At 45.8% G+C, this 19,657-nt stretch carries 14 protein-coding genes and 3 tRNA genes; 1 reads left to right on the top strand and 16 read right to left on the bottom strand.

All coding sequences use genetic code 11. The features are described 5' to 3' along the window. Positions 1-198: 198 nt before the first annotated feature. From mgtE to HMPREF0581_RS03895, 3 genes are all read right to left on the bottom strand, one after another. Positions 199-1,593, bottom strand: coding sequence for a magnesium transporter (gene mgtE / locus HMPREF0581_RS03905; RefSeq protein WP_009643821.1), 1,395 nt, complete (start codon positions 1,591-1,593; stop codon positions 199-201). A gap of 76 nt (positions 1,594-1,669) precedes the next feature. Further along, positions 1,670-3,631 (bottom strand): NAD-dependent DNA ligase LigA, encoded by a 1,962-nt coding sequence (gene ligA, locus HMPREF0581_RS03900; RefSeq protein ID WP_036380605.1) that lies wholly within the window; start codon positions 3,629-3,631, stop codon positions 1,670-1,672. A gap of 110 nt (positions 3,632-3,741) precedes the next feature. Beyond that, positions 3,742-6,069 (bottom strand): ATP-dependent helicase, encoded by a 2,328-nt coding sequence (locus HMPREF0581_RS03895; protein WP_036380603.1) that lies wholly within the window; start codon positions 6,067-6,069, stop codon positions 3,742-3,744. A 375-nt stretch (positions 6,070-6,444) separates the two neighbouring features. Here HMPREF0581_RS03895 and gdhA point away from each other — a divergent pair, with 375 nt between their 5' ends. Then, positions 6,445-7,791, top strand: coding sequence for an NADP-specific glutamate dehydrogenase (gdhA, locus tag HMPREF0581_RS03890; RefSeq protein WP_009643784.1), 1,347 nt, complete (start codon positions 6,445-6,447; stop codon positions 7,789-7,791). A 95-nt stretch (positions 7,792-7,886) separates the two neighbouring features. On the opposite strand, the gene HMPREF0581_RS03885 is transcribed toward gdhA, so the two are convergent. The 13 genes from HMPREF0581_RS03885 to HMPREF0581_RS03825 form a co-directional block, all read right to left on the bottom strand. Continuing rightward, entirely contained in the window at positions 7,887-9,011 is a 1,125-nt protein-coding gene (locus tag HMPREF0581_RS03885; RefSeq protein WP_036380601.1) for an IS1249 family transposase, read from the bottom strand. Between the two features lie 271 nt (positions 9,012-9,282). Continuing rightward, positions 9,283-9,358, bottom strand: a tRNA-Met gene (locus HMPREF0581_RS03880). 12 nt (positions 9,359-9,370) lie between these two features. Next, positions 9,371-9,459 (bottom strand) — tRNA-Leu (locus HMPREF0581_RS03875). Positions 9,460-9,469: 10 nt separating this feature from the next. Next, positions 9,470-9,544, bottom strand: a tRNA-Asn gene (locus tag HMPREF0581_RS03870). 259 nt (positions 9,545-9,803) lie between these two features. After that, a complete protein-coding gene (locus HMPREF0581_RS03865; RefSeq protein WP_009643159.1) occupies positions 9,804-10,229 on the bottom strand; it encodes an Hsp20/alpha crystallin family protein in 426 nt (141 codons plus the stop codon). Positions 10,230-10,400: 171 nt separating this feature from the next. Next, positions 10,401-11,069: a YwaF family protein gene (locus tag HMPREF0581_RS03860; RefSeq protein ID WP_009643142.1), complete on the bottom strand. Its 669-nt coding sequence runs from the start codon at positions 11,067-11,069 to the stop codon at positions 10,401-10,403. Positions 11,070-11,094: 25 nt separating this feature from the next. Further along, positions 11,095-12,108 (bottom strand): tetratricopeptide repeat protein, encoded by a 1,014-nt coding sequence (locus tag HMPREF0581_RS03855; protein ID WP_036380598.1) that lies wholly within the window; start codon positions 12,106-12,108, stop codon positions 11,095-11,097. Next, the gene (locus HMPREF0581_RS03850; RefSeq protein WP_009643160.1) at positions 12,089-13,618 is read right to left on the bottom strand and encodes a B12-binding domain-containing radical SAM protein; all 1,530 of its coding nucleotides are present in this window, start codon (positions 13,616-13,618) and stop codon (positions 12,089-12,091) included. Before HMPREF0581_RS03850 ends, HMPREF0581_RS03855 begins: the two co-directional genes overlap by 20 nt. 11 nt (positions 13,619-13,629) lie before the next feature. Further along, a complete protein-coding gene (gene argS, locus HMPREF0581_RS03845; protein WP_036380596.1) occupies positions 13,630-15,348 on the bottom strand; it encodes an arginine--tRNA ligase in 1,719 nt (572 codons plus the stop codon). Beyond that, positions 15,345-15,854: a DUF523 domain-containing protein gene (locus HMPREF0581_RS03840; protein WP_050992582.1), complete on the bottom strand. Its 510-nt coding sequence runs from the start codon at positions 15,852-15,854 to the stop codon at positions 15,345-15,347. Before HMPREF0581_RS03840 ends, argS begins: the two co-directional genes overlap by 4 nt. A 72-nt stretch (positions 15,855-15,926) precedes the next feature. Continuing rightward, on the bottom strand, positions 15,927-18,302 hold the full coding sequence (locus HMPREF0581_RS03835) for an endonuclease MutS2 (RefSeq protein WP_009643140.1): 2,376 nt from the start codon (positions 18,300-18,302) through the stop codon (positions 15,927-15,929). Next, entirely contained in the window at positions 18,295-18,774 is a 480-nt protein-coding gene (locus HMPREF0581_RS08275) for a cell division protein ZapA (RefSeq protein WP_009643158.1), read from the bottom strand. Before HMPREF0581_RS08275 ends, HMPREF0581_RS03835 begins: the two co-directional genes overlap by 8 nt. Before the next feature lie 39 nt (positions 18,775-18,813). Next, positions 18,814-19,638: a TrmH family RNA methyltransferase gene (locus HMPREF0581_RS03825; protein ID WP_009643155.1), complete on the bottom strand. Its 825-nt coding sequence runs from the start codon at positions 19,636-19,638 to the stop codon at positions 18,814-18,816. Positions 19,639-19,657: the final 19 nt, after the last annotated feature.

The raw sequence follows: 19,657 nt of genomic DNA, 5'->3' as shown, positions 1-19,657 counted from the left end.
GCAATTAAATTCTGGTAGCTAATATAGCTAATTAAGCAATTACGTTGATATATAAAACAAAATATCCTGACTAATTATCGGTTTTGAAATATTTGAAATATAGTCAACATGCATTTCCCAATATATTTATATTATCTCTATACTACTTATTTTCCTTATTCCTGTTACATATATTACCGTTATTATCGTAAAAATATTCTATATCTTGAGCACTATCCGAGCCATCGTAAAGTATGTACCCAGCGCAACCATATCGGTCAGTGAAGCCATCATAGGCCCGGCGATGAGCGCAGGGTCGATACCGATCTTCTTGGCGATCATCGGGAGCAGCGCGCCAATGCACTTTGCGATTACTACGATAAGCACCATCGAGAAGCATACTGTCAGTGCAACCAGCGAGCCATTGTGATCGAACAATACTATTCTGAAATAGTTGAGTACGCTGACGCAGATACCGACGATGATACCTATGCGGAATTCCTTCCACAGGACCTTGAGTATATCCGACAGCTCCAGAGCACCTGTCGCCATACCGGTGATGATAACGGTCGAGGACTGCGTGCCTGAGTTACCTCCGGTTCCCATCAGCATAGGCATGTATGCTACCAGTGCGATTACCGCTGACAGAGAAGCCTCAAAGCTGGCTATCATTCCGCCTGTAAATACATACGAACACATCAGAACGAGCAACCATGGCAAGCGCGCCTTGACATGCACCAATACCGGGGTATCGAGGTAATCCCTATCCTGATTGTCGATGACACCTCCCATACGTTCCATATCCTCTGTGCTCTCGTCTTCAATTACATCCAGGATGTCGTCAAACGTGATGATACCGACGAGTCGCTCCTCGTTGTCAACTACCGGAATAGCGATGAAGCCATATTTTTTGAACAGCTCAGACGTCTCTTCCTGATCGTCATCGACATGAGCATAAATAATGTCATCACGCATGATGTCTGAGACCTTGGTATTCTCGTCAGCGAGCACAAGGCTCCTGAGTGAGCAGACACCTATGAGCTTGCGTCCGCCATCCAGCACATAGCAGGAATAAATCGTCTCTGAATCCATTCCGACATCGCGTATGTGGTCGAGTGCCTCACGTCTCGTCATGTTCTTGCGCAGATTGATATAATCCGGGGTCATCAGCGAGCCGGCACTATATTCCTTGTACATGAGGAAGGTATTTATCTGTCTGCGTTCGTTTTTTGGTGTCTTGTCGAGAATCTTATCCACGATATTGGCAGGCAGCTCCTCGAGCACGTCTATCATGTCGTCGAAATCCAGCGCATCGATGATGTACTTGATCTCGGGATCGGTGATAATATTGATAATCTCAACTTGGTCGTCAACGTCAAAGTTTGCAAATACCTCGACAGAAATGTCCTTCGGTAGCGTGCGGAACAAGATGACGGCATTCTGCATGTCGTACTCTTCCATCACATCCTCGAGCAGCTCGGCGATATCTACTTCGTTGAATTTGAGGAGTTCATCTCTGCAGCGGAAATATTTCTTCTCTGCCAGCAGTTCAAAGATTTTATCTCTGCTTTCTTCGAAAGCCTGTTCCTGGTCAATCAGATTGTTATTTTCCATTGGCCCTCCTCTGCTTTCTAAAAATTATAATTGCAACTTACTCATTATATATCTAAATAAGCCTTACGATAACCCCCTAATACCCGAGCATCGCCCTTATTTCGTCCTCGGTGATTATCTCGACGCCCAGCTCCGCTGCAGACTTGTTTTTAGATGACCCTGAATTGGGGTTGTTGGTTACCAGATAGCTCGTGTTCTTGCTGACACTGCTGCCAACCTTGCCGCCTTGCGCTTCTATTTCTTTCTTGAGCTCGGTGCGACTCTTGTAATGCTCCAGATTGCCTGTTATTACGAATATCGATCCGGTCAGTTCATTTCCGGCAGCTTCGTAGCTCTCATCTATATCCAGCATTCCGATCAAATCGGACAGAACCTGCTTGTTGTGTTCATCTGCAAAGAAAGCTTCATAATCTCTCGCCAACACTTCACCGATACCGTCGATTGTGATCAGCTCATCGTAAGTCAGGGCAGCAATCTTGCGCCATTTATTTTCGTAAGTCTTTGCGACCTGTGTTGCAGTTGCCACGCCAATGCCGGGGATTCCGACAGCCGCCAGAATCCTAGCCGGTACAGTATGGCGAGCCTTTTCAATCGATGCGGCAAGCTTATCGTATGACTTTTCACCAAAGCCGTCGAGCTCCACAATTTCATCTCTGTGCTCATGAAGGCGAAATATATCTGCAAACGATTTGATATACCCCAGTCCTATGAACTTGAGCAAGGTCTGCTCCGATAAGCCTTCTATATTGAGCGCATCTCTCGATACGAATAGCGAAAATCTCTTGACCTGCTTGGCCAGGCAAGCCGGATTGGTACATGTAAGAACCTTGGTTCCGGTCATGACCTTAACCTCTGTATCGCCGCCGCACACCGGGCAGTGGCAAGGCAGCTCTATATGGCTGCTCCTGGTGAGGTTGTCACCAATCTGAGGAATAATCATGTTCGCCTTGTAGACGGTGATTATATCTCCGATGCCTAATTCCAATGACTCCATGATGTTGAGGTTGTGCACTGATGCGCGCTTAACTGTTGTGCCTTCGAGCTCAACCGGGTCAAATATCGCTATCGGATTGAGAAGTCCCGTGCGCGACGGGCTCCATTCGATGTCTCGGAGAACAGTCTCCGCCTGCTGATCCGCCCATTTGAAAGCGAGCGAGTCGCGAGGGAATTTTGCAGTAGTGCCAAGCGTAGCTGCATATCGCAGATCCTCAAGCGTTAGCACAAGGCCGTCAGAAGGCAGCTCGAAGCTCTGCACCCTCTCGGCGTATCTCTCGATAGCATCCGGTATGCTGTGCCGGTCGACCTTGACGTATTCGACGACGTCAAAGCCCTGCGCGCTCATCCACTCCATTTGATTGGACCTGAGGTCTGCAAAATCAACACCTGCAGCCTCACTAAGTGTGAAAGCGTAGAACCTGACATTGCGCTCCGCGGTAATCTTGCTGTTGAGCTGACGCACGCTGCCGCTGCAGAGGTTTCTAGGATTCTTGTACTTGGCATCTGCGTCATCTATAGCCTCGTTGATTTTCTCAAATTCCTCGTAGGTGATAACGGCCTCACCGCGAATAACCGCGTGTCCCGTATAAGCTATCCGCTTAGGCACATTTGCGAACACAAGTGCGTTAGGCGTTATAACCTCGCCTATGTCGCCATTGCCGCGTGTTACTGCCTTGGTAAGCCTTCCTGCATCGTAGGTCAGCACGACCGTCAGCCCATCAAGCTTCCACGAGAGCAGGCCCTCGTGCTCGCCCAGCCACGCAGCCAGCTCATCACGGCTCTTAGTCTTGTCCAGACTGAGCATGCGGCTTGCATGTCTCTCTTTAGGCAGCTCCGACTGCACTGTGTAGCCGACATTCCTCGTCGGACTGTCATTCGGCGTGTATCCGGTCTCTCGCTCCAACGCTTCGAGCTCATCATATAGCGCATCGTATTCGTAATTGCTCATAATCTCACTTGCCTCGTCGTAGTAAGCCGCCGAAGCCTTGTTGAGCGTGATTATCAGCTCATCTATTCGATTCTTCTTGTTCTCAAGATTCATGTTTTCCTCTTTTTCCAGTCCTGTCTGCTGCCTTAGTTGTATTTTGCACCGTAATTTGTGCTAAGCTGCAGCTTATGCTATGCCATAGTTTATCTAACAAGCAAACTAGGCTATTCGACCTTGATAAGCTTGACAAAACCCTTGCCGAGCTTCTTGATCCCGACAGAATCAAAGGCGATGGTCAACGTCTTGGCATCCTGGTCGATCAGGAGCCCTTCGCCGAACTTAGGATGACTAATCCTGTCTCCTGCCTCAAAGCCCTCGTTGCTGATACCCTTGGATGCCTGCTTCCTGGCAAATTTCAGCGCATCAAAAGGCTTGGTGAAGCCGGCATCGTAGCCATCCGCGCTGCCCTCGTATCTTCCTTTGAATTCCCTGGTCCCAAACAAGCCGTCATCGCCCAGAAAGCCTCCACCCGCAGCAGCTCTCTGGATCGCCGTTGGATCGCCCTCCAGCAAATCCACATTCATCTCCCGCATAAATTCCGATTCAACGGTGTAGTCCGTCCTGCCGTACAGCATTCTCATCTCAGCACTTGTCAGATACAGCTTGCGCTTAGCTCTGGTAATTCCAACGTAGCAAAGTCTGCGCTCCTCTTCCATCTTGCCGGGATCATCCATCGCTGCCGCGCCCGGAAATATACCGTTCTCCATACCCGGCATGAACACGACCGGAAATTCCAAGCCCTTGGAACTGTGTAGCGTCATCATGATTACAGCTTCCTCATTGTCATCGCGATTATCAATATCGGACAGAAGCGCTATCCTCTCCAGGAACGATTGCATAAGAGTTGGCTCCTTTACATCAAAGCCTTCGGCTCTAAGTCTGTCACGTTCCTCCTTGAACTCTTCCTCCTGTTCGGTTAAAATTGCACCCTCTGCTTTGTTCTCAAATTCCACGATTACTGAACGGAGTTCAAGGATGTTCTCTATGCGTGCGTCAGCTTCTACGGTGTCCTCTGCCTCGAGCGCGGCGAGATATTCAGAACGTCTAAGCAGGTTGTCGTATACATCCGCCAGCTCCATGTTTTCCTGTTCTGCCCGCAATTCATCAAGCATATCAACCAGATTGGCAGCTGCCGTCTGAGCTTTCCCGGACAGCGCTCCAACCACCTCCGGTTCCTTGAGTGCCTCAAATATACTTATCCTGTACGCCTTCGCGTAGGAGACTATGCCCCCTAAGCTCTTTGCACCGATTCCACGCTTCGGTTCATTGATGATCCTGGTCATAGCCACATCATCACATGGATTGTCGACAAGGTGCATGTACGCCATTACATCTTTGATCTCCTTGCGATCGTAGAATCTGGTGCCTCCAAGCACTCTGTATGGGATACCTCTAAATGAAAACTTTTCTTCAAAAGGACGTGACTGCGCATTCTTGCGATACAGGATGGCCATTTTATTGAACGGAATACCTTCGTCATCATGTAAGCGCTGGATCTCGCCGCCGATATACCACGCCTCGCGTTGCTCGTCTTCAAGTCGTCTGTAAGTGACCTTTCTGCCGGCAGCCTTATCTGTCCACAGGGCCTTGGCCTTGCGATTCTTATTATTGACTATTACGGAATTCGCGAGCTCCAGAATATTGGCATCCGATCTGTAATTCTGCTCCAGCTTGATAACCTTGGTCTCCGGAAAGTCGTTCTCAAAATCCAGAATGTTCCTAATATCCGCTCCTCGCCACTGATATATGCACTGGTCGTCGTCTCCGACCACGCAGAGGTTGTGGCTTTTGCTCGCCAGCGCGTGAATGATCTTATACTGCAAATAGTTGGTATCCTGATATTCATCGACCATTATATACCGGAATCTTCTCTGATAATATTCGAGCACCTCGTCACTAGCCTCGAGCACCTTCACAGCATTCCACAACAGGTCGTCAAAATCCATAGCGTTATTTTGTTTGAGCTCATACATGTACTGTTCATACACCTTTGCTACAGTCTCAGCCTTGAAATTCATGGGGTTTTGTTCGACGTACGTCTCCGGGTCTTCCTCAGATTCCTTACACGAGCTGATTACACTCGCAAGATATGATATCGAATATATTTTTTCATCAATCTTGAGTTCCTTTACTATCCTCTTGAGCAAAGCTTTCTTGTCCGATTCGTCATACACCGAAAACCCATTATTATATCCGATCACTTCACCGTGATTCCTGAGTATGCGCAGACACATAGCATGGAATGTCATCACCCACATGCCACGGACTATTCCGGTCAACGCTTCTATTCTATCTTTCATTTCACCTGCAGCCTTGTTCGTGAACGTGACAGCCAGAATGTTATACGGCGGCACTCCCTGCTCCAGCATATAGGCTACGCGATGAGTCATCATCGTCGTCTTACCGCTGCCGGCACCGGCCAGTATAAGCAGCGGCCCTTCAGTATATCTGACCGCTTCCTGTTGCTCTCTATTAAGTCTGCTCAGATCCATTTTTCTCAACTTTCTTCTATGACAAAATAAAAATATTAGAGTTTAATTCTATCACAGCGCCCAACGTTTGACTAACCTTAATCATGTATAACGCGCACTGTTATACATCGGAAAATCACAAAAAACCACAAGCAAATCTGCAAAATTTTGTGTGATATTAAATATTTTAAATTCAGCGTCAATTAATTTCTTGCAAAATAATCAAATTTTTTTGTCAATTGTGATACGCCTTCTCTCAAGCCCTTGTTATTACTACGTTGCAAGATATTGTATACACGTTGACAGCTTCATATACGAGTGCTAAAATTCATTTGTATGATGCCTGTGCATCAAATTTAATGCATTTTTAATTGTATTTTTTGTAAGGAGTTTAAAATGGCTAATATTTCACAGAAGTACATCGACATTGCCAAGAAGAACTATCCTAACGAGCCTGAGTTCCTTCAGACTGTAGAAGAGGTTCTAACATCTATCGAGCCGGTTCTCGAAGCTCATCCTGAGTATGAGAAGGCCGGTCTGGTTAAGAGACTTATTGAGCCTGAAAGAATGATTTCCTTCAGAGTTCCTTGGGTTGATGACAATGGCGAGGTTCAGGTTAACAGAGGCTATAGAGTGCAGTTCAACAGCGCTCTCGGACCATACAAGGGTGGTCTAAGATTCCAGGCTAACGTATATCCGGGAATCCTCAAATTCCTCGGCTTCGAGCAGATTTTCAAGAATTCTCTAACAGGTCTTCCAATCGGAGGCGGCAAGGGCGGCTCTGACTTCGATCCTGCCGGCAAGTCGGATGCAGAAGTTATGAGATTCTGCCAGAGCTTTATAACAGAGCTTTACAGACATATCGGACCTAACACAGACGTTCCTGCCGGAGACATGGGTGTAGGCGGCAGAGAGATCGGATATATGATGGGTCAGTTCAAGAGAATCACTAACCAGTACGATGGAACTTGGACCGGTAAGGGAACTACGAACGGCGGACTAAACGGAAGAACCGAAGCTACCGGTTTCGGTATCGTATTCTTCGCTAGAGAGGTCCTCAAGCACTTTGGTGATTCCCTCGAGGGTAAGACTGCTGTTGTTTCCGGATTCGGTAACGTATCCTGGGGAACGATCACTAAGCTTGTTGAGCTAGGTGCTAAGCCAATTACGATCTCCGGACCGGACGGATACATCCTCGACGAGGAAGGTATCACAACTCCGGAGAAGATCGAAACACTTCTTGAGCTACGTAACTCCGGCAAGAATATTTGCGCTCCTTACGTAGATAAGTTCCCTAACGCTAAGTTTATCCCCGGCAAGAGACCTTGGGAAGTTAAGGCTGATCTGTACATGCCATGCGCTATGCAGAACGATATCACCATGGATTGGGCTAAGGAAATGGTTGCTAACGGTGCCAGATATCTCATCGAAGGTGCCAACATGCCTACAACTAACGAGGCTGTTCAGTACCTCATGGAGAACGGCTGTGTGGTTGCTCCTTCCAAGGCTGCTAACGCCGGTGGAGTTGCTTGCTCTTGCCTCGAGATGGCACAGAACGCTGAGCACCTCATCTGGAACAAGGAGAGGGTATACGATGAGCTCGAGAACATCATGGTTCACATCTTCAAGATCACAGAGGAAGCTTGCGCTAAGTATGACCTCGGTGAGAACCTCGTAGCAGGCGCTAACATCGCCGGATTCGAGAGAGTTGCAGATGCTATGATGATGCAGGGTATTGTATAAATCCTGGCTCAGGAGATATAACACCATACAGAAAACGCGGGGATGCAGTTACGCATCCCCCGTTTTACGGCTTATAGGACAAAAAACGTGTTTTGCTAATCCCAGTAAGAAGGATAATTGTCCTCTCTATGGAGTTCACTCCAGACGATAGCATCACCCCACATAGGGATAGTTGAGGTGCGTTTTTCGCTATCCGAAATTCTTTCGTATATATCTGAAATGCTCTTGTCTGTGGGCATCACTCTCAATATTTCAGACACAGAAAGCGGCTCCGGTGAGTGCATATAACACCACCAGAAGACCGCTTTTATTCTTCTTTCGACAGATAACCCTCTATGGTCCCGGAGCAATGCTCTTATCCTCGAATTGACGCCTCCTTCGATCCGATTATTCGTTGACGGCAATTCATCTATTTCCTGACTTAACTGCTCATCCAGATATGTGAACATGCTGTTTTCTTTTATCAGCCTTACAATGGAGCGCTGTGCCTTTAACAACCTTTCATGTGTGTATCTCCAGTTTCCGTTTTCGTCACGGGACATCTGGCTCAGGAATTTGTTGTACTTGCTCATCCATTCCACAAATCTTTCTGTCCATTTCTCTGCTTCCTCTTTGGTATCAAGCTTCAGCAGATCCTTTGAAAGTGTGTATAACTCAATCCCTGCAAGGGTTTTAGGCCGCGTTGTCGTATATCGTTTTATCTGTGAAAACACATGAAACAGGCACCTTTGGTGTCTCGCATGAGGCCACGTTTTACGAAGTGCCTTATTAAAACCAGAGCCTCCATCAGACACCACCATTACAGGTTCCTCTATTCTAGACATCAATGCCTTCCAGGCACCGGAATGCTCATATCTGCATAGATACCATCCAAGTACATGTTTGTCATCACAGCAGATCAATACACATGCCTTTCTGGCAAGATATATGCCGTCTAAATACAATACGTCTTTCTTGTCCTCAATGACAGGAGGCATAGGCCACAGGTTCCAGAACTTTACCGTATTTCTACGAAATGTTCTGCCTCCACCCGGCATATTCGCTTGAGTGCTTCGTCCAAACAACCACTTCAGGAACATATTTAATTGCTTTGAAGAGTTATCGATTTTAGGTGTAAATGATGACTTGCACTCAGGGCAAAACCATCTCTGCGTACCTGAACTATTCTTTCCATGTCTGATACATTTGGCTCCACAATATGGACAATTAACGCTCTTCATTCGGTATCCTCCCGATAATTCATTCTCAGAAAGATATAACGCCAATACATGTTGAAATTTCAACTGTTAACAAGCATTCTAAACACGTTTTTTGTCCACCCTCTATCTTCTTTCAAAAAAGATAAAACCGCTATAGCCATTGAAATTTCAATGGCTATAGCGGTTTTGTAACACGTTTTTTGTCCTATAAGCCACAAAAGACCGGCAATACGCCACTGTTTAATCCATTGCACTAAAAAACCGCAGACATCAGCCTACGGTTAAATTTCGTTGGTTGCGGGGACAGGACTTGAACCTGCGGCCTCCGGGTTATGAGCCCGACGAGCTACCAACTGCTCTACCCCGCGATATTTAATTATTGGTGCCGGAAACCGGGGTCGAACCGGTACGAGAATCACTTCTCACGGGATTTTAAGTCCCGGGCGTCTGCCAATTCCGCCATTCCGGCACAAAATCAATGGCTCCGAGGGTGGGGCTCGAACCCACAACCTACCGGTTAACAGCCGGTTGCTCTGCCATTGAGCTACCTCGGAACATCTTCCCACGTTCGCGACTTCCTTATTTTATACTAACCATCATGTCATGTCAAGATTTTTATAGTCAGTATATCATAATTCTATGTATCATTTCATCATTCCGTTATTTTGGAACCTGCATTATTAAATCATTTCTTTAATGAACTATATTATATCAGACAAGCAGCCGAAGCTAACCGCCCCGGCTACTCATCTTGTCACTTTTAATTTTACACCTTTAAGAAGTTATACAATCATTTGTGCTTCTTATGTTACACTATCCTTCAATCTCAATAACACGTGAATTGTCAAGCTCCTGCCGGTTTCGCTTTGGGATATCCAATGTTAACACGCCATCTGCCATGCTTGCATGTATATCCTCCTGCTTTACGCCCTTTCCCAAGTAGAACTGACGCTGATAGCTTCCATAATAGCGTTCTCTTCTTACATACTTACCATTATCATCCTTTTCATCATCAGATGACTTTGCATTAGCTGAAATCGTAAGATAATCCTGATCAAGCTTGATACTTACATCTTCCTTCTTCAACCCCGGCATATTCACCTTTAGCTCATATCCACCTTCTGTTTCTTTAACATCGGTTCTCATGAGCTTCGATGCATCCCAGCGTCTAAAGAAGTCACGATCAAAGTCATTCATAAAATTATCAAATACGTTTTCTCCAAAAATTGCAGGTAACATTCTATCACACCTCCTCATTTTCTACTCTCTGTAAGCCTTAACTATAATCTCATCTCTGCTTACATCTATAGTATAGGCGTAATTGTTAGCACTGTCAACTGTTGAGTGCTAATCTTCATAGTGTCGTCACATTTCTTTAGCGATTTCTCTTACTTAACTATATACGTTAAGCTAATCGTGCATTTTGATTGCGGCATATGCTCTGTCCAGCAGCGGTTCGCCTCCTGAAATTACAGCAGTCAATAACACAAACAGCATATATTTGTTCAACTGTAACGGAATACCGGGTGGAAGCTCAGTCAGATAGCCGTAATTGCTACCGAGCATAGCATTTACAATAACGAGAAATGCATTCATCACTACCGTCATAACGCATGCATCAATTACGCAGAGCTTTACGTCGTTTCTGGCAATAACCATGATTGATCCCATAGCTATAAAGCAATGTGTAGAAACGAAGGTAAGATTGGTCAAGTGTGGCCACATAAAATCCGACGGATCCGGAAAGACAAAAGCGATCACAGCTCCAACCAGTCCCATCCAGGCAAAAAACCTAGCCACCTTCGGTTTATTGAAAAAATATCCAGCAGCTGACATCAAAGCTGCCAGCCTGCAGTGGTATAAGGGAAGACCTTCCTTAATCAGTAGCGCCTTGTCTCCCAAATACCACGCGAACATAACAGCCTGCAAGGCCACACTGATAATCAGCACGGCCTTGAGTAGTTTTTCGTTTTTTCTAAATTTAACTGCGATAGCTATTGATACCGCAAATATTACATATATGAGCATCATATTGAGATACGGTTCGCCGTCCATCTCGTACCTGAAGAAATGCGACATCGACACCTCCACTCCATAGTATAAATTATTGATTTCCACTCTCTTGCTTAATATTGTTTTTTACGATTTCAATCTTATTAAGATATTTGACAGCATTTGCTTGATCACCTATAGCCGCATAGACAGAAGCCAGTTCTTCCATGATATCTGTGTTGCTAGGTGTGTATACCAATGCCTGCTTGTAGTAGTCGATGGCCGGTTCCGCATTACCCAGGGAAGCCTCAGATACGGCCAGATAGTACCACAACGGCCACCAATCCTTGTAATTCCCATCAGTATATTGCGAAAGAATGTTAATTCCTCCCATATAATCCCCACTGAGAACGCAGTTCACACCCTCCTCGATCTTGACCGGCTCCCTGAGCGCATCTAACCTCTCGGAAATTTCACTCCTCAGCTCCTCAATCTCCGGGTCACCCGTTGCCGCAGTCCGTTCGATGAATTTTGCCCATGTGAGGTCAGCTTTTATATATAGCCCCAGGTTAGCGTATCCGTATCCGAGGAAGTAATATCCCATCACGAAGTCAGGGTGAAGCATCGTAAGTAGCTCAAATATTTCCAACGATTCAGCCTTAAAGCTACCTACATACTCCTCGTCCTCATTCTCCCGCTCATATGCATCCTTGCAGGCTCTGCCGTATAGATAGAGTGCATCTCGCGACCTTGAGTCGAATATGAGCACCGCTCTGAAAAACATTGCCGCAAGCTCGTAATTCCCCGACTGTCCGTATTTTGCGCCTTCTGCAATTAACGCCTTTGAGGCATCGTCTCCAAAGAGCTGCTTAATATACGCAACATAGTTGTCCTTGTATTCAAAGTTGGTATCCGCTCCGATTACCCTAGCCATTCCAAATGCGATAGTTAGAGTAGATAGCTCATCGCCAACTCCGGCAGCGATTGGAACAGGAACGCCGTGTAGTATATCGTAGATGCCTGCCTCGCTTAGATATTTATCTGAAAGCTCATCAAACAAAATACCTCCATTTGATTTCTGGAGGTATGTTGCTATGCGATCTTGCTTAGTGTTTTGCTGTGACATGTATTTCCCACCCTTTACGTTCTAATTTCCTAATCACATCCTGCGATACGTTTTTGTTCATATCGCTGTGAAGCACCTCCTGCAGCACCTGCAGTTTCAAGGTATCTTCGTTCTTATCATACAAATCTGCCGCATATGTATACAGCACTCTGTACATATTCTCTTCCTTGCCCAGCTTGCGAGATAAATCGTTTCTCATGATAAACGATGTGAGTCCATCGAAAAATTCAAATGGTCTGAGACCGGCATCAAACATAATCTTATTGATAGAATCCTCAAAGCCATGTTCAAAGGTCTTGACCGTATTTGCTATCAGTTTAATCCTCACGATGCTTGCAGCAGAGAGATAATCGCTTGCAATGACCTCATTAGGGCACTCTCTGCTGTACTCATATCCGAACTGCTCGGCACGCTGTCTGAACATCGTTCCCCTCTTGATGCGCAACACCTCTATATCAAAGGTATCTGCATGAAGATTGTATATCTTGTTAAAGGCTCTTTCAAACAGCTCTATCGTCTCACCCGGAAGACCCACACGCTGCACCACTCTGACGTCAACCTCGCTGTTCTGAAGCAGCTTTGTGACATTGTACATAAGCTGGTATATATTCTCCTTACGTCCTGCTGCGGCCAGCGCAGTCGCATTGGTGGTCTCGATATCAACATCGAAATGAAACAATCCGGGTCTGGCTTCACTTAGAAGCTCAACTGTCTCCTCATCGAGCAAATCACCATTAATATCAAATATAAAGGATGTAATTCCATTGTCATTATTGATTAGATATTCCCAGATTCTGTACGCTCTGGCCACATCATAGTTAAACCACTTCTCGACAAAGGTCACCTTGCCAACCTTCTTAACCAGGAAATATCTCAGCTCATTACAAATCCTATTGAGAGAAAGCGAACGGAGCGACATGCCCGGCATATACTGAGAATAGTGGCAGGTGTCGGGAACTCCGCGAGACGATTCGTAGTATACGTTCTCACCTTCTGCCACTTCGAATTTATCGTACGTAAAAGGTATATCTTCGTAGCGAATCGGCTCTCCAATCTTATTGACCAATATCTCGTCATTCTCTCGATAAGCGAGACCATCTATATTCTCGAAGTCAAAACTGTATGTGATAATTGATCTCACAAAGTCAAACAACACCTTCTCGCACTCACCGCGGAACACATAGTCAATCTCCGGATGCGCCTGCATGAACTCACGTGTCTCAAAGCTGACCTCCTTACCGCCCACAACAGCGATACAGCTCGGTACGGCCTTCTTAATCAATTCGCAGATGTGCGCTATCTTGAATTCATTCACTTCATCGCAGTGAAAATATAGAATGTTGTATTTCTCTCCCAGCAATTCTTCATAAATTCTCTGGTCAGGATCGCTCAGGTCAAATTCCCTGAGATACACGTCCAGCGGTGCATTCCCAACGACGTTGTACATATTCTTAAGTGCTAGCTTTGAATCAAAGCATTCTGTCTTGACTGTGCTGAGCAGTAGCTTCATCGTCGTCTCCCCTACATCTTATCAGGCGCCTGTATGCCGAGAATTGCCAAGCAGTCGGCAATCGTAATCTTAGAAGCATACACCAGCGCTAGTTTAGCCATCTTCTCATCCTCGTTATCTACTAAGATATGTTCATCGTGATAGAACCTGTTAAAACCCTGAGCGATATCTATCAGGTGTCTGGTCAGTATCGATGGCTCATACTTAGCAGCGGCCTCTCTGATTACCTCCGGAACCCTGTAGATCAGCTTGGTCAGCTCATATGCGCTTTCAGATGTCACATAGCTGAAAGCGCCGATGTCTGAGTTTTGAATCTTGCTCAGCTCCTCCTGCGAAGCATTTCTAAGAACACTGGACGCTCTTGCATGTGTGTACTGAACATAAGGACCCGTCTCTCCATCGAAGTTTAGTACCTTATCCCACGAGAACACATAATCCTTGATTCTGTTGTTGGACAGTTCCTGGAATATTACCGCACCGATTCCGACTTCTCTTGAGATCTCATCAATATCAACCCCGCCCGTATTCTTCTCTTCGATGATCTCCCTGGTTTTCTCAACAGCCTTGCTCAGCACATCCTCAAGAAAAACCACTCTGCCCTTACGAGTCGACATCGTACCATCTTCGAGGCTAACCAGTCCAAAAGGGACGTGGATACAATCCTTTTGCCAACTGTACCCCATTAATTCCAGCACCTGCTTCCACTGCTTGAAATGCAGATTCTGCTGAGTTGCAACAACGTATATATTTTTGTAGAAATCATAGTGCTGCTTTCTATATATTGCAGCAGCTATATCTCTAGTAGCATATAGACTTGATCCGTCGGACTTGGTAATAACAGCCGGCGGCATACCATAATCTTCCAGATCCACGATCTGAGCACCTCGTGATTCGTGCATCAAGCCCTTATCCTTGAGCTCCTGCAACACAGAGGGCATCTTGTCTGAATAGAAGCTCTCGCCGGCATATGAGTCGAACTCTATCCCAAGCATCTTGTACACTCTGTTAAATTCCTCGAGACTCAGATCTCTAAACCTCTTCCAGAGAGCAACCTCTTCTTCTGCTCCGTTCTCAAGCTTGGCAAACGTCTCTCTAGCCTTATCATCCAGACTTGGATCTTTCTCAACCTCTTCATGGAATTTAGTATAATATTTAAGCAACGATTTAATCGGGCTCCGTTCAAGCTCATCCTCACTGCCCCACAATCTATATGCAACAATCATCTTGCCGAACTGTGTGCCGTAATCACCGAGATGGTTGATTCTTACAACATCATAGCCTGTCGCTTTATACAGCTTATGGATGGAATTTCCGATTACGGTGCTCCTGATATGGCCAATGTGGAACGGTTTGGCAATATTAGGCGATGAGAATTCGACTATAACCGTCTTGCCCTCACCAATATTGGATTTTCCGTAATCAGCACCGGTACGAATCACCTCTGTGACAACGTTTTTAACGAACACATCCTTGCGGATAAACATGTTCACATATGCGTTTACCCGCTCTACCTTCTCAAAAATCGACTCGGATTCAATTGTCTCAGCTATTCCGGCAGCTATCATCTGTGGCGCTTCCCTCATCATCTTCGCTAGTCTGAAACAAGGGAATGCAAAATCGCCATTGTTAGAATCAGCTGGCACCTCAATCATTTCAGCGATTTCATCTGCGCTTAGCCCTATATCCTGCTTAGATATAATTTGTGCTATCTGTAACTTGTAGTCGATCATTTCTCGGCCTTCTCCTCTACGTTTAATCTCTCTTTAAAATTCTTTTCACTCATAACCGGAACATTGCGTTCCTTGAGCATCCCGGCAAATATTCCATCTCCAGGTATCAGCACCCCTGCAAAGGTTCCATCGTATATCATATCGCTACCGCACGAAGGGCTGTTTGCCTTTAGTATAGCACCCTCTATCGTTTCACCTGTAGATTCGCATTTCCGAAGCACCTCGTTCATTGAGATATTAGCCCCATTGAAGAAATTTGCGGTTCTATCCTTACCGTCCTTATCTATTACACGTTCTTCAACACTGCCATCAGGCATAGTCACCAACTGATGCTCTGCCGGTGGTCTGGGCGACTCCAGTTTACCTGCTGTCTCTGGGCAGACTGCAATAACGGAGTGATTGCGGCAAAACTCGATGACATCCTCGTTCAAATTATTCCCGCCATTATATTTGCAATTAATTCCTAAAAGGCATCTGCTAACGACGTACATTGACACTATCCCCATTATCAATCTCTAATCAATTAATTATATATCAAAACCGGCTTTTTAGTAACCTTTTTGAACGGTTTAAGCTCATTATTTATCTATAAATGTGACAACTGTCACCCCTTCGCCGCCCTGATCATACGAAGCTCCCGCTATAGACTTGATATTTTTGTTGCGTTTGAGCATCTGTCTGAGTCCTGTGCGCAGAATTCCTTCTCCTCTTCCGTGCACAATCCGGACTTCATTTACGCCGGCAAGAAACGCGTCATCGATATACTTGCTTACTTCCATCTCGGCGTCATCCAAATTCTTGCCTACCACGTTGATAGATGGTGAAATCGTCCTCACCTTAGATGTATTCATAACAGCATAGTTTTCGCGTTTGCGTGCTTTATTGCCAGGTCTGTTGTCCTCAATGATCACTACATCCTTGAGCTTTGCTCCCATCTTGAGCGCACCTATCCTTACAGTCAGACTGCCGGATGCATCCGGCGGAGTCTCAACCTCTCCGTTTTGACCCAGCTTTAATAATTTGATACGAGTCCCTCGCTTGAGCTCCTCGGCTTTAGGGACATTGCTGTTCTTAACCTCTTTAGGTGCAGCAGCATTTTTGATATACTTCTCTCGAAGTTTGCGTTTACTCTCAGCCACAGCCGCGGAGGAATTGTCACGGTTTTCCTTGGCAGCCTTCCTAAGCTCTTTGCTAACCTCTTTAACGGTTCTATTTGCATCGCTTATTATGTCTCGAGCCTCTTCCTTAGCAGACTCAATGATCCTACGCTTGCTATCCTTAGCTGCTGCCAGCTTTTCTTCGGCATCCATGAGCTTGCGATTCGCCTCCGCCTCCATCGCCTCAGCTCTAGCAAGAACTTCATCTGCTCTGTTTTGATCAGCCTCAACACGTGAAACCGCCCCCTCGAATTCGATGTCATTCTCATTCATCAAGGAGATAGCTCTATCGATTATCGCCGAATCCAGACCAAGCTTCCTGGAAATCTCAAACGCGTTGGACTTTCCCGGCAAGCCGATCTTGATCTTATACGTAGGTGAAAGTGTCTCCATATCGAATTCCATCGATGCGTTTTCAACCCCTTCAGTCGATAGTGCGTATTTTTTAAGCTCGGTATAATGCGTCGTTGCAACAATATGCGCCCCTTTTGTCTTTAGCACCTCCAGCATTGCAATTCCCAGGGCAGCACCTTCTGCGGGATCCGTTCCTGAACCGATCTCGTCGAGGAGTACGAGTGAATTCGCGTCTGCATTTGCAATAATATCGGCCGTATTCAGCATGTGCGACGAGAACGTACTTAGATTGTTCTCGATGCTCTGTTCGTCTCCAATCTCTGCAAATACATCTCTAAAAATTGGTATGCGGCTCTCCTCACAGCATGGAATATGCAGCCCAGATTCAGTCATCAGAATGAATAATCCGATAGTCTTGAGCGTAACCGTCTTACCTCCGGTGTTAGGTCCTGTTATGAGCAGCGTATCGTAGTCTTCGCCCAGCGAAACATCGATAGGTACGACCTTGTTCTTATCCAAAAGCGGATGTCTGCCTGCGCGTATGTTGAGAACTCCGTTTGCATCCAGATGTGGAGCCACCCCGTCCAGCGCCACAGAAAGTCTACCTTTAGCGTTGATGACATCAAGCTTGACCATGAGTTCCTGGTTATTTCTGAGCTCGTTGTAATGCTCGCCCACTCGGACCGACAGCATCTGCAATATACGCTCTATCTCCCTCTGTTCAGCCAGTTCAAGCTCTCTGAGTTCGTTGTTGAGGTTCACTATAGCCTGCGGCTCGATAAAGAATGTCGCACCGGTTTTAGACTGGTCGTGAATTAACCCCGGAACTCTGCTGCTATATTCACGCTTGACCGGTATTACGTATCTGCCATTTCTCATTGTAACAATTGAATCTTGCAAATACACATTGTTGCTGCCGCTGCTCGTATAGCTGTCGATTTTGTGTCTTATGCTTTCGTTTTTATTTCTTATTTCACGCCTAATGCGTTTAAGCTCCGGTGAGGCATTATCCGACATCTCGTCTTCGGACAGTATACAGCGATTTATTTCACTCTCCAACCGTGGAATCGGTGCAATCAGCGAGCTTATCTCACATATCATCGGAATTTCCGGAACATCGGAGGAAAGGAAGTCTTTAACTTCCCTTGCTCCGACCAAGCTTCGATTGACCGTGAGCAGTTCTCTCATTGAGAGCGTTCTACCCTTGCGAACTATATCGAGTAGACCGATGATGTTCCCAAATTCCCCAACAGGAATATCGCCTTTATATAGAATAACGGAAACTGCTTCCGTAGTTTCCGTTAATGCCTCTTGAATCATCCGCATGTTGGACATAGGTGCAAGCTCAGAAATGCGCTCACGCGCAAGAGCCGACCCCGCCTCAGCGGAAAGCAAGTCTATTATTTTGTTGTATTCCAGAAGCTTTAAACACTTTTTATTCATTCTCGCCTCTGAACTTCTGCAGGTTCCTAATCTCGTTCTTGAGGTTGGTGTTTTCCATTTGAAGATCAAAGTATGCATTTTCAAGCTCGCCACACTTGGCCTCAAGCTCCTTATACTTCTCACTTTCCTGAACATTGAGATCAGATGCAGTTGTCATCTTATCCTTTAGATCAGATACCTGAAGCTTAGCATCCTCCCACAGTGAGATGTAGTGCTTAACGTCGTTGTCAAGCTGGTGATTCTCAGTCTGAAGCTTGAGCAGCAGATCACTGTTATCCATCAGCTTTTCAGCCAAATTGATAGCCGTGAGGACTGCGCTCCTGTAGTTTGGATTGCTATTAAGCAACTTACTGGTATGTCTAAGCTCATCGTCAACATACTTGGCAATCTCTTTTATCTTATCCTCGCTCTTATCGCCGGATAGAACATAATCATTGCCACAGATTGTTACGTCCGCTTTGCATTTTTCCATAATGTACTCCATTCTGCTATAAACGTTGTATTCGTACTATCACTCGTCTATGCGCATTGCCTCGTACATGAGTAACGAAGCGCAAACAGCCGCATTAAGTGATTCTACCTCTCCTTGCATCGGTATGTTTACGCGGATATCGGAGCTCTCCAATATCTCTTCGCTTATACCATTGCCTTCATTTCCTATGACAAGTGCTACATCTCTCGCGAGACTGCATTTGTAATAAGGAACTCCTTTTCTTGGATCTGTCACAACAATCTTCTTGTCTAGTCTGGACACCATTTTCTTTAGATCATTTGCATCTACAAGCTCAACAACTGCAATGTCAAATATCATTCCTGCAGACGCCCTCAGCACCTTCGGTGAATAGATGTCCGCCGTGCCTTTAATCGTTGCGACTATAGAATACCCCGCCGCAACAGCAGTCCTAATCATTGTTCCAATATTTCCGGGATCCTGTAGTCTGTCTAAAACTAAAATATTCCCGACGCACCCATGATGAGAACGTAGCATGCTCTCAAGAGTATCCAAAGAATACGAACTCTTATTAACGACTGCAATAATTCCAGATCCATTCTCCGCATCGCTTATCTTTTCATACAGATAACGCGGAACCAGGTATATACGATGATAATCCACGTTACCGGAGAGCGTTTCCGCAATCTCACTGTAATCAAAGTCGTCGGCAATCAGAACCATCTCCATGGTCAAAGCTTTGCTAAGTGCGGCTCTGACAAGGTTAATCCCTTCAATAAGGAATTTCCCCTGCTGATCGCGATACTTCTTGTGACCGAGTCTCTTGATAAAACGTATCTTATCATTGTCGGGAGAGCTAATGAATCTATACGGTTCACTAGCCATCCCCTTATGGTCGTTGTAG

The sequence above is a fragment of the Mogibacterium timidum ATCC 33093 genome (assembly GCF_000525775.1).
Taxonomy (GTDB): Bacteria; Bacillota; Clostridia; order Peptostreptococcales; family Anaerovoracaceae; genus Mogibacterium; species Mogibacterium timidum.
This window is presented reverse-complemented; position numbering and strand designations above follow the sequence as displayed.

What these genes read in the sequence shown, in the direction of transcription:
- mgtE (WP_009643821.1), bottom strand. Translation starts at nt 1,593, where the DNA reads ATGGAAAATAACAATCTGATTGACCAGGAACAGGCTTTCGAAGAAAGC.
- ligA (WP_036380605.1), bottom strand. Translation starts at nt 3,631, where the DNA reads ATGAATCTTGAGAACAAGAAGAATCGAATAGATGAGCTGATAATCACG.
- HMPREF0581_RS03895 (WP_036380603.1), bottom strand. Translation starts at nt 6,069, where the DNA reads ATGGATCTGAGCAGACTTAATAGAGAGCAACAGGAAGCGGTCAGATAT.
- gdhA (WP_009643784.1), top strand. Translation starts at nt 6,445, where the DNA reads ATGGCTAATATTTCACAGAAGTACATCGACATTGCCAAGAAGAACTAT.
- HMPREF0581_RS03885 (WP_036380601.1), bottom strand. Translation starts at nt 9,011, where the DNA reads ATGAAGAGCGTTAATTGTCCATATTGTGGAGCCAAATGTATCAGACAT.
- HMPREF0581_RS03865 (WP_009643159.1), bottom strand. Translation starts at nt 10,229, where the DNA reads ATGTTACCTGCAATTTTTGGAGAAAACGTATTTGATAATTTTATGAAT.
- HMPREF0581_RS03860 (WP_009643142.1), bottom strand. Translation starts at nt 11,069, where the DNA reads ATGTCGCATTTCTTCAGGTACGAGATGGACGGCGAACCGTATCTCAAT.
- HMPREF0581_RS03855 (WP_036380598.1), bottom strand. Translation starts at nt 12,108, where the DNA reads ATGTCACAGCAAAACACTAAGCAAGATCGCATAGCAACATACCTCCAG.
- HMPREF0581_RS03850 (WP_009643160.1), bottom strand. Translation starts at nt 13,618, where the DNA reads ATGAAGCTACTGCTCAGCACAGTCAAGACAGAATGCTTTGATTCAAAG.
- argS (WP_036380596.1), bottom strand. Translation starts at nt 15,348, where the DNA reads ATGATCGACTACAAGTTACAGATAGCACAAATTATATCTAAGCAGGAT.
- HMPREF0581_RS03840 (WP_050992582.1), bottom strand. Translation starts at nt 15,854, where the DNA reads ATGGGGATAGTGTCAATGTACGTCGTTAGCAGATGCCTTTTAGGAATT.
- HMPREF0581_RS03835 (WP_009643140.1), bottom strand. Translation starts at nt 18,302, where the DNA reads ATGAATAAAAAGTGTTTAAAGCTTCTGGAATACAACAAAATAATAGAC.
- HMPREF0581_RS08275 (WP_009643158.1), bottom strand. Translation starts at nt 18,774, where the DNA reads ATGGAAAAATGCAAAGCGGACGTAACAATCTGTGGCAATGATTATGTT.
- HMPREF0581_RS03825 (WP_009643155.1), bottom strand. Translation starts at nt 19,638, where the DNA reads ATGGCTAGTGAACCGTATAGATTCATTAGCTCTCCCGACAATGATAAG.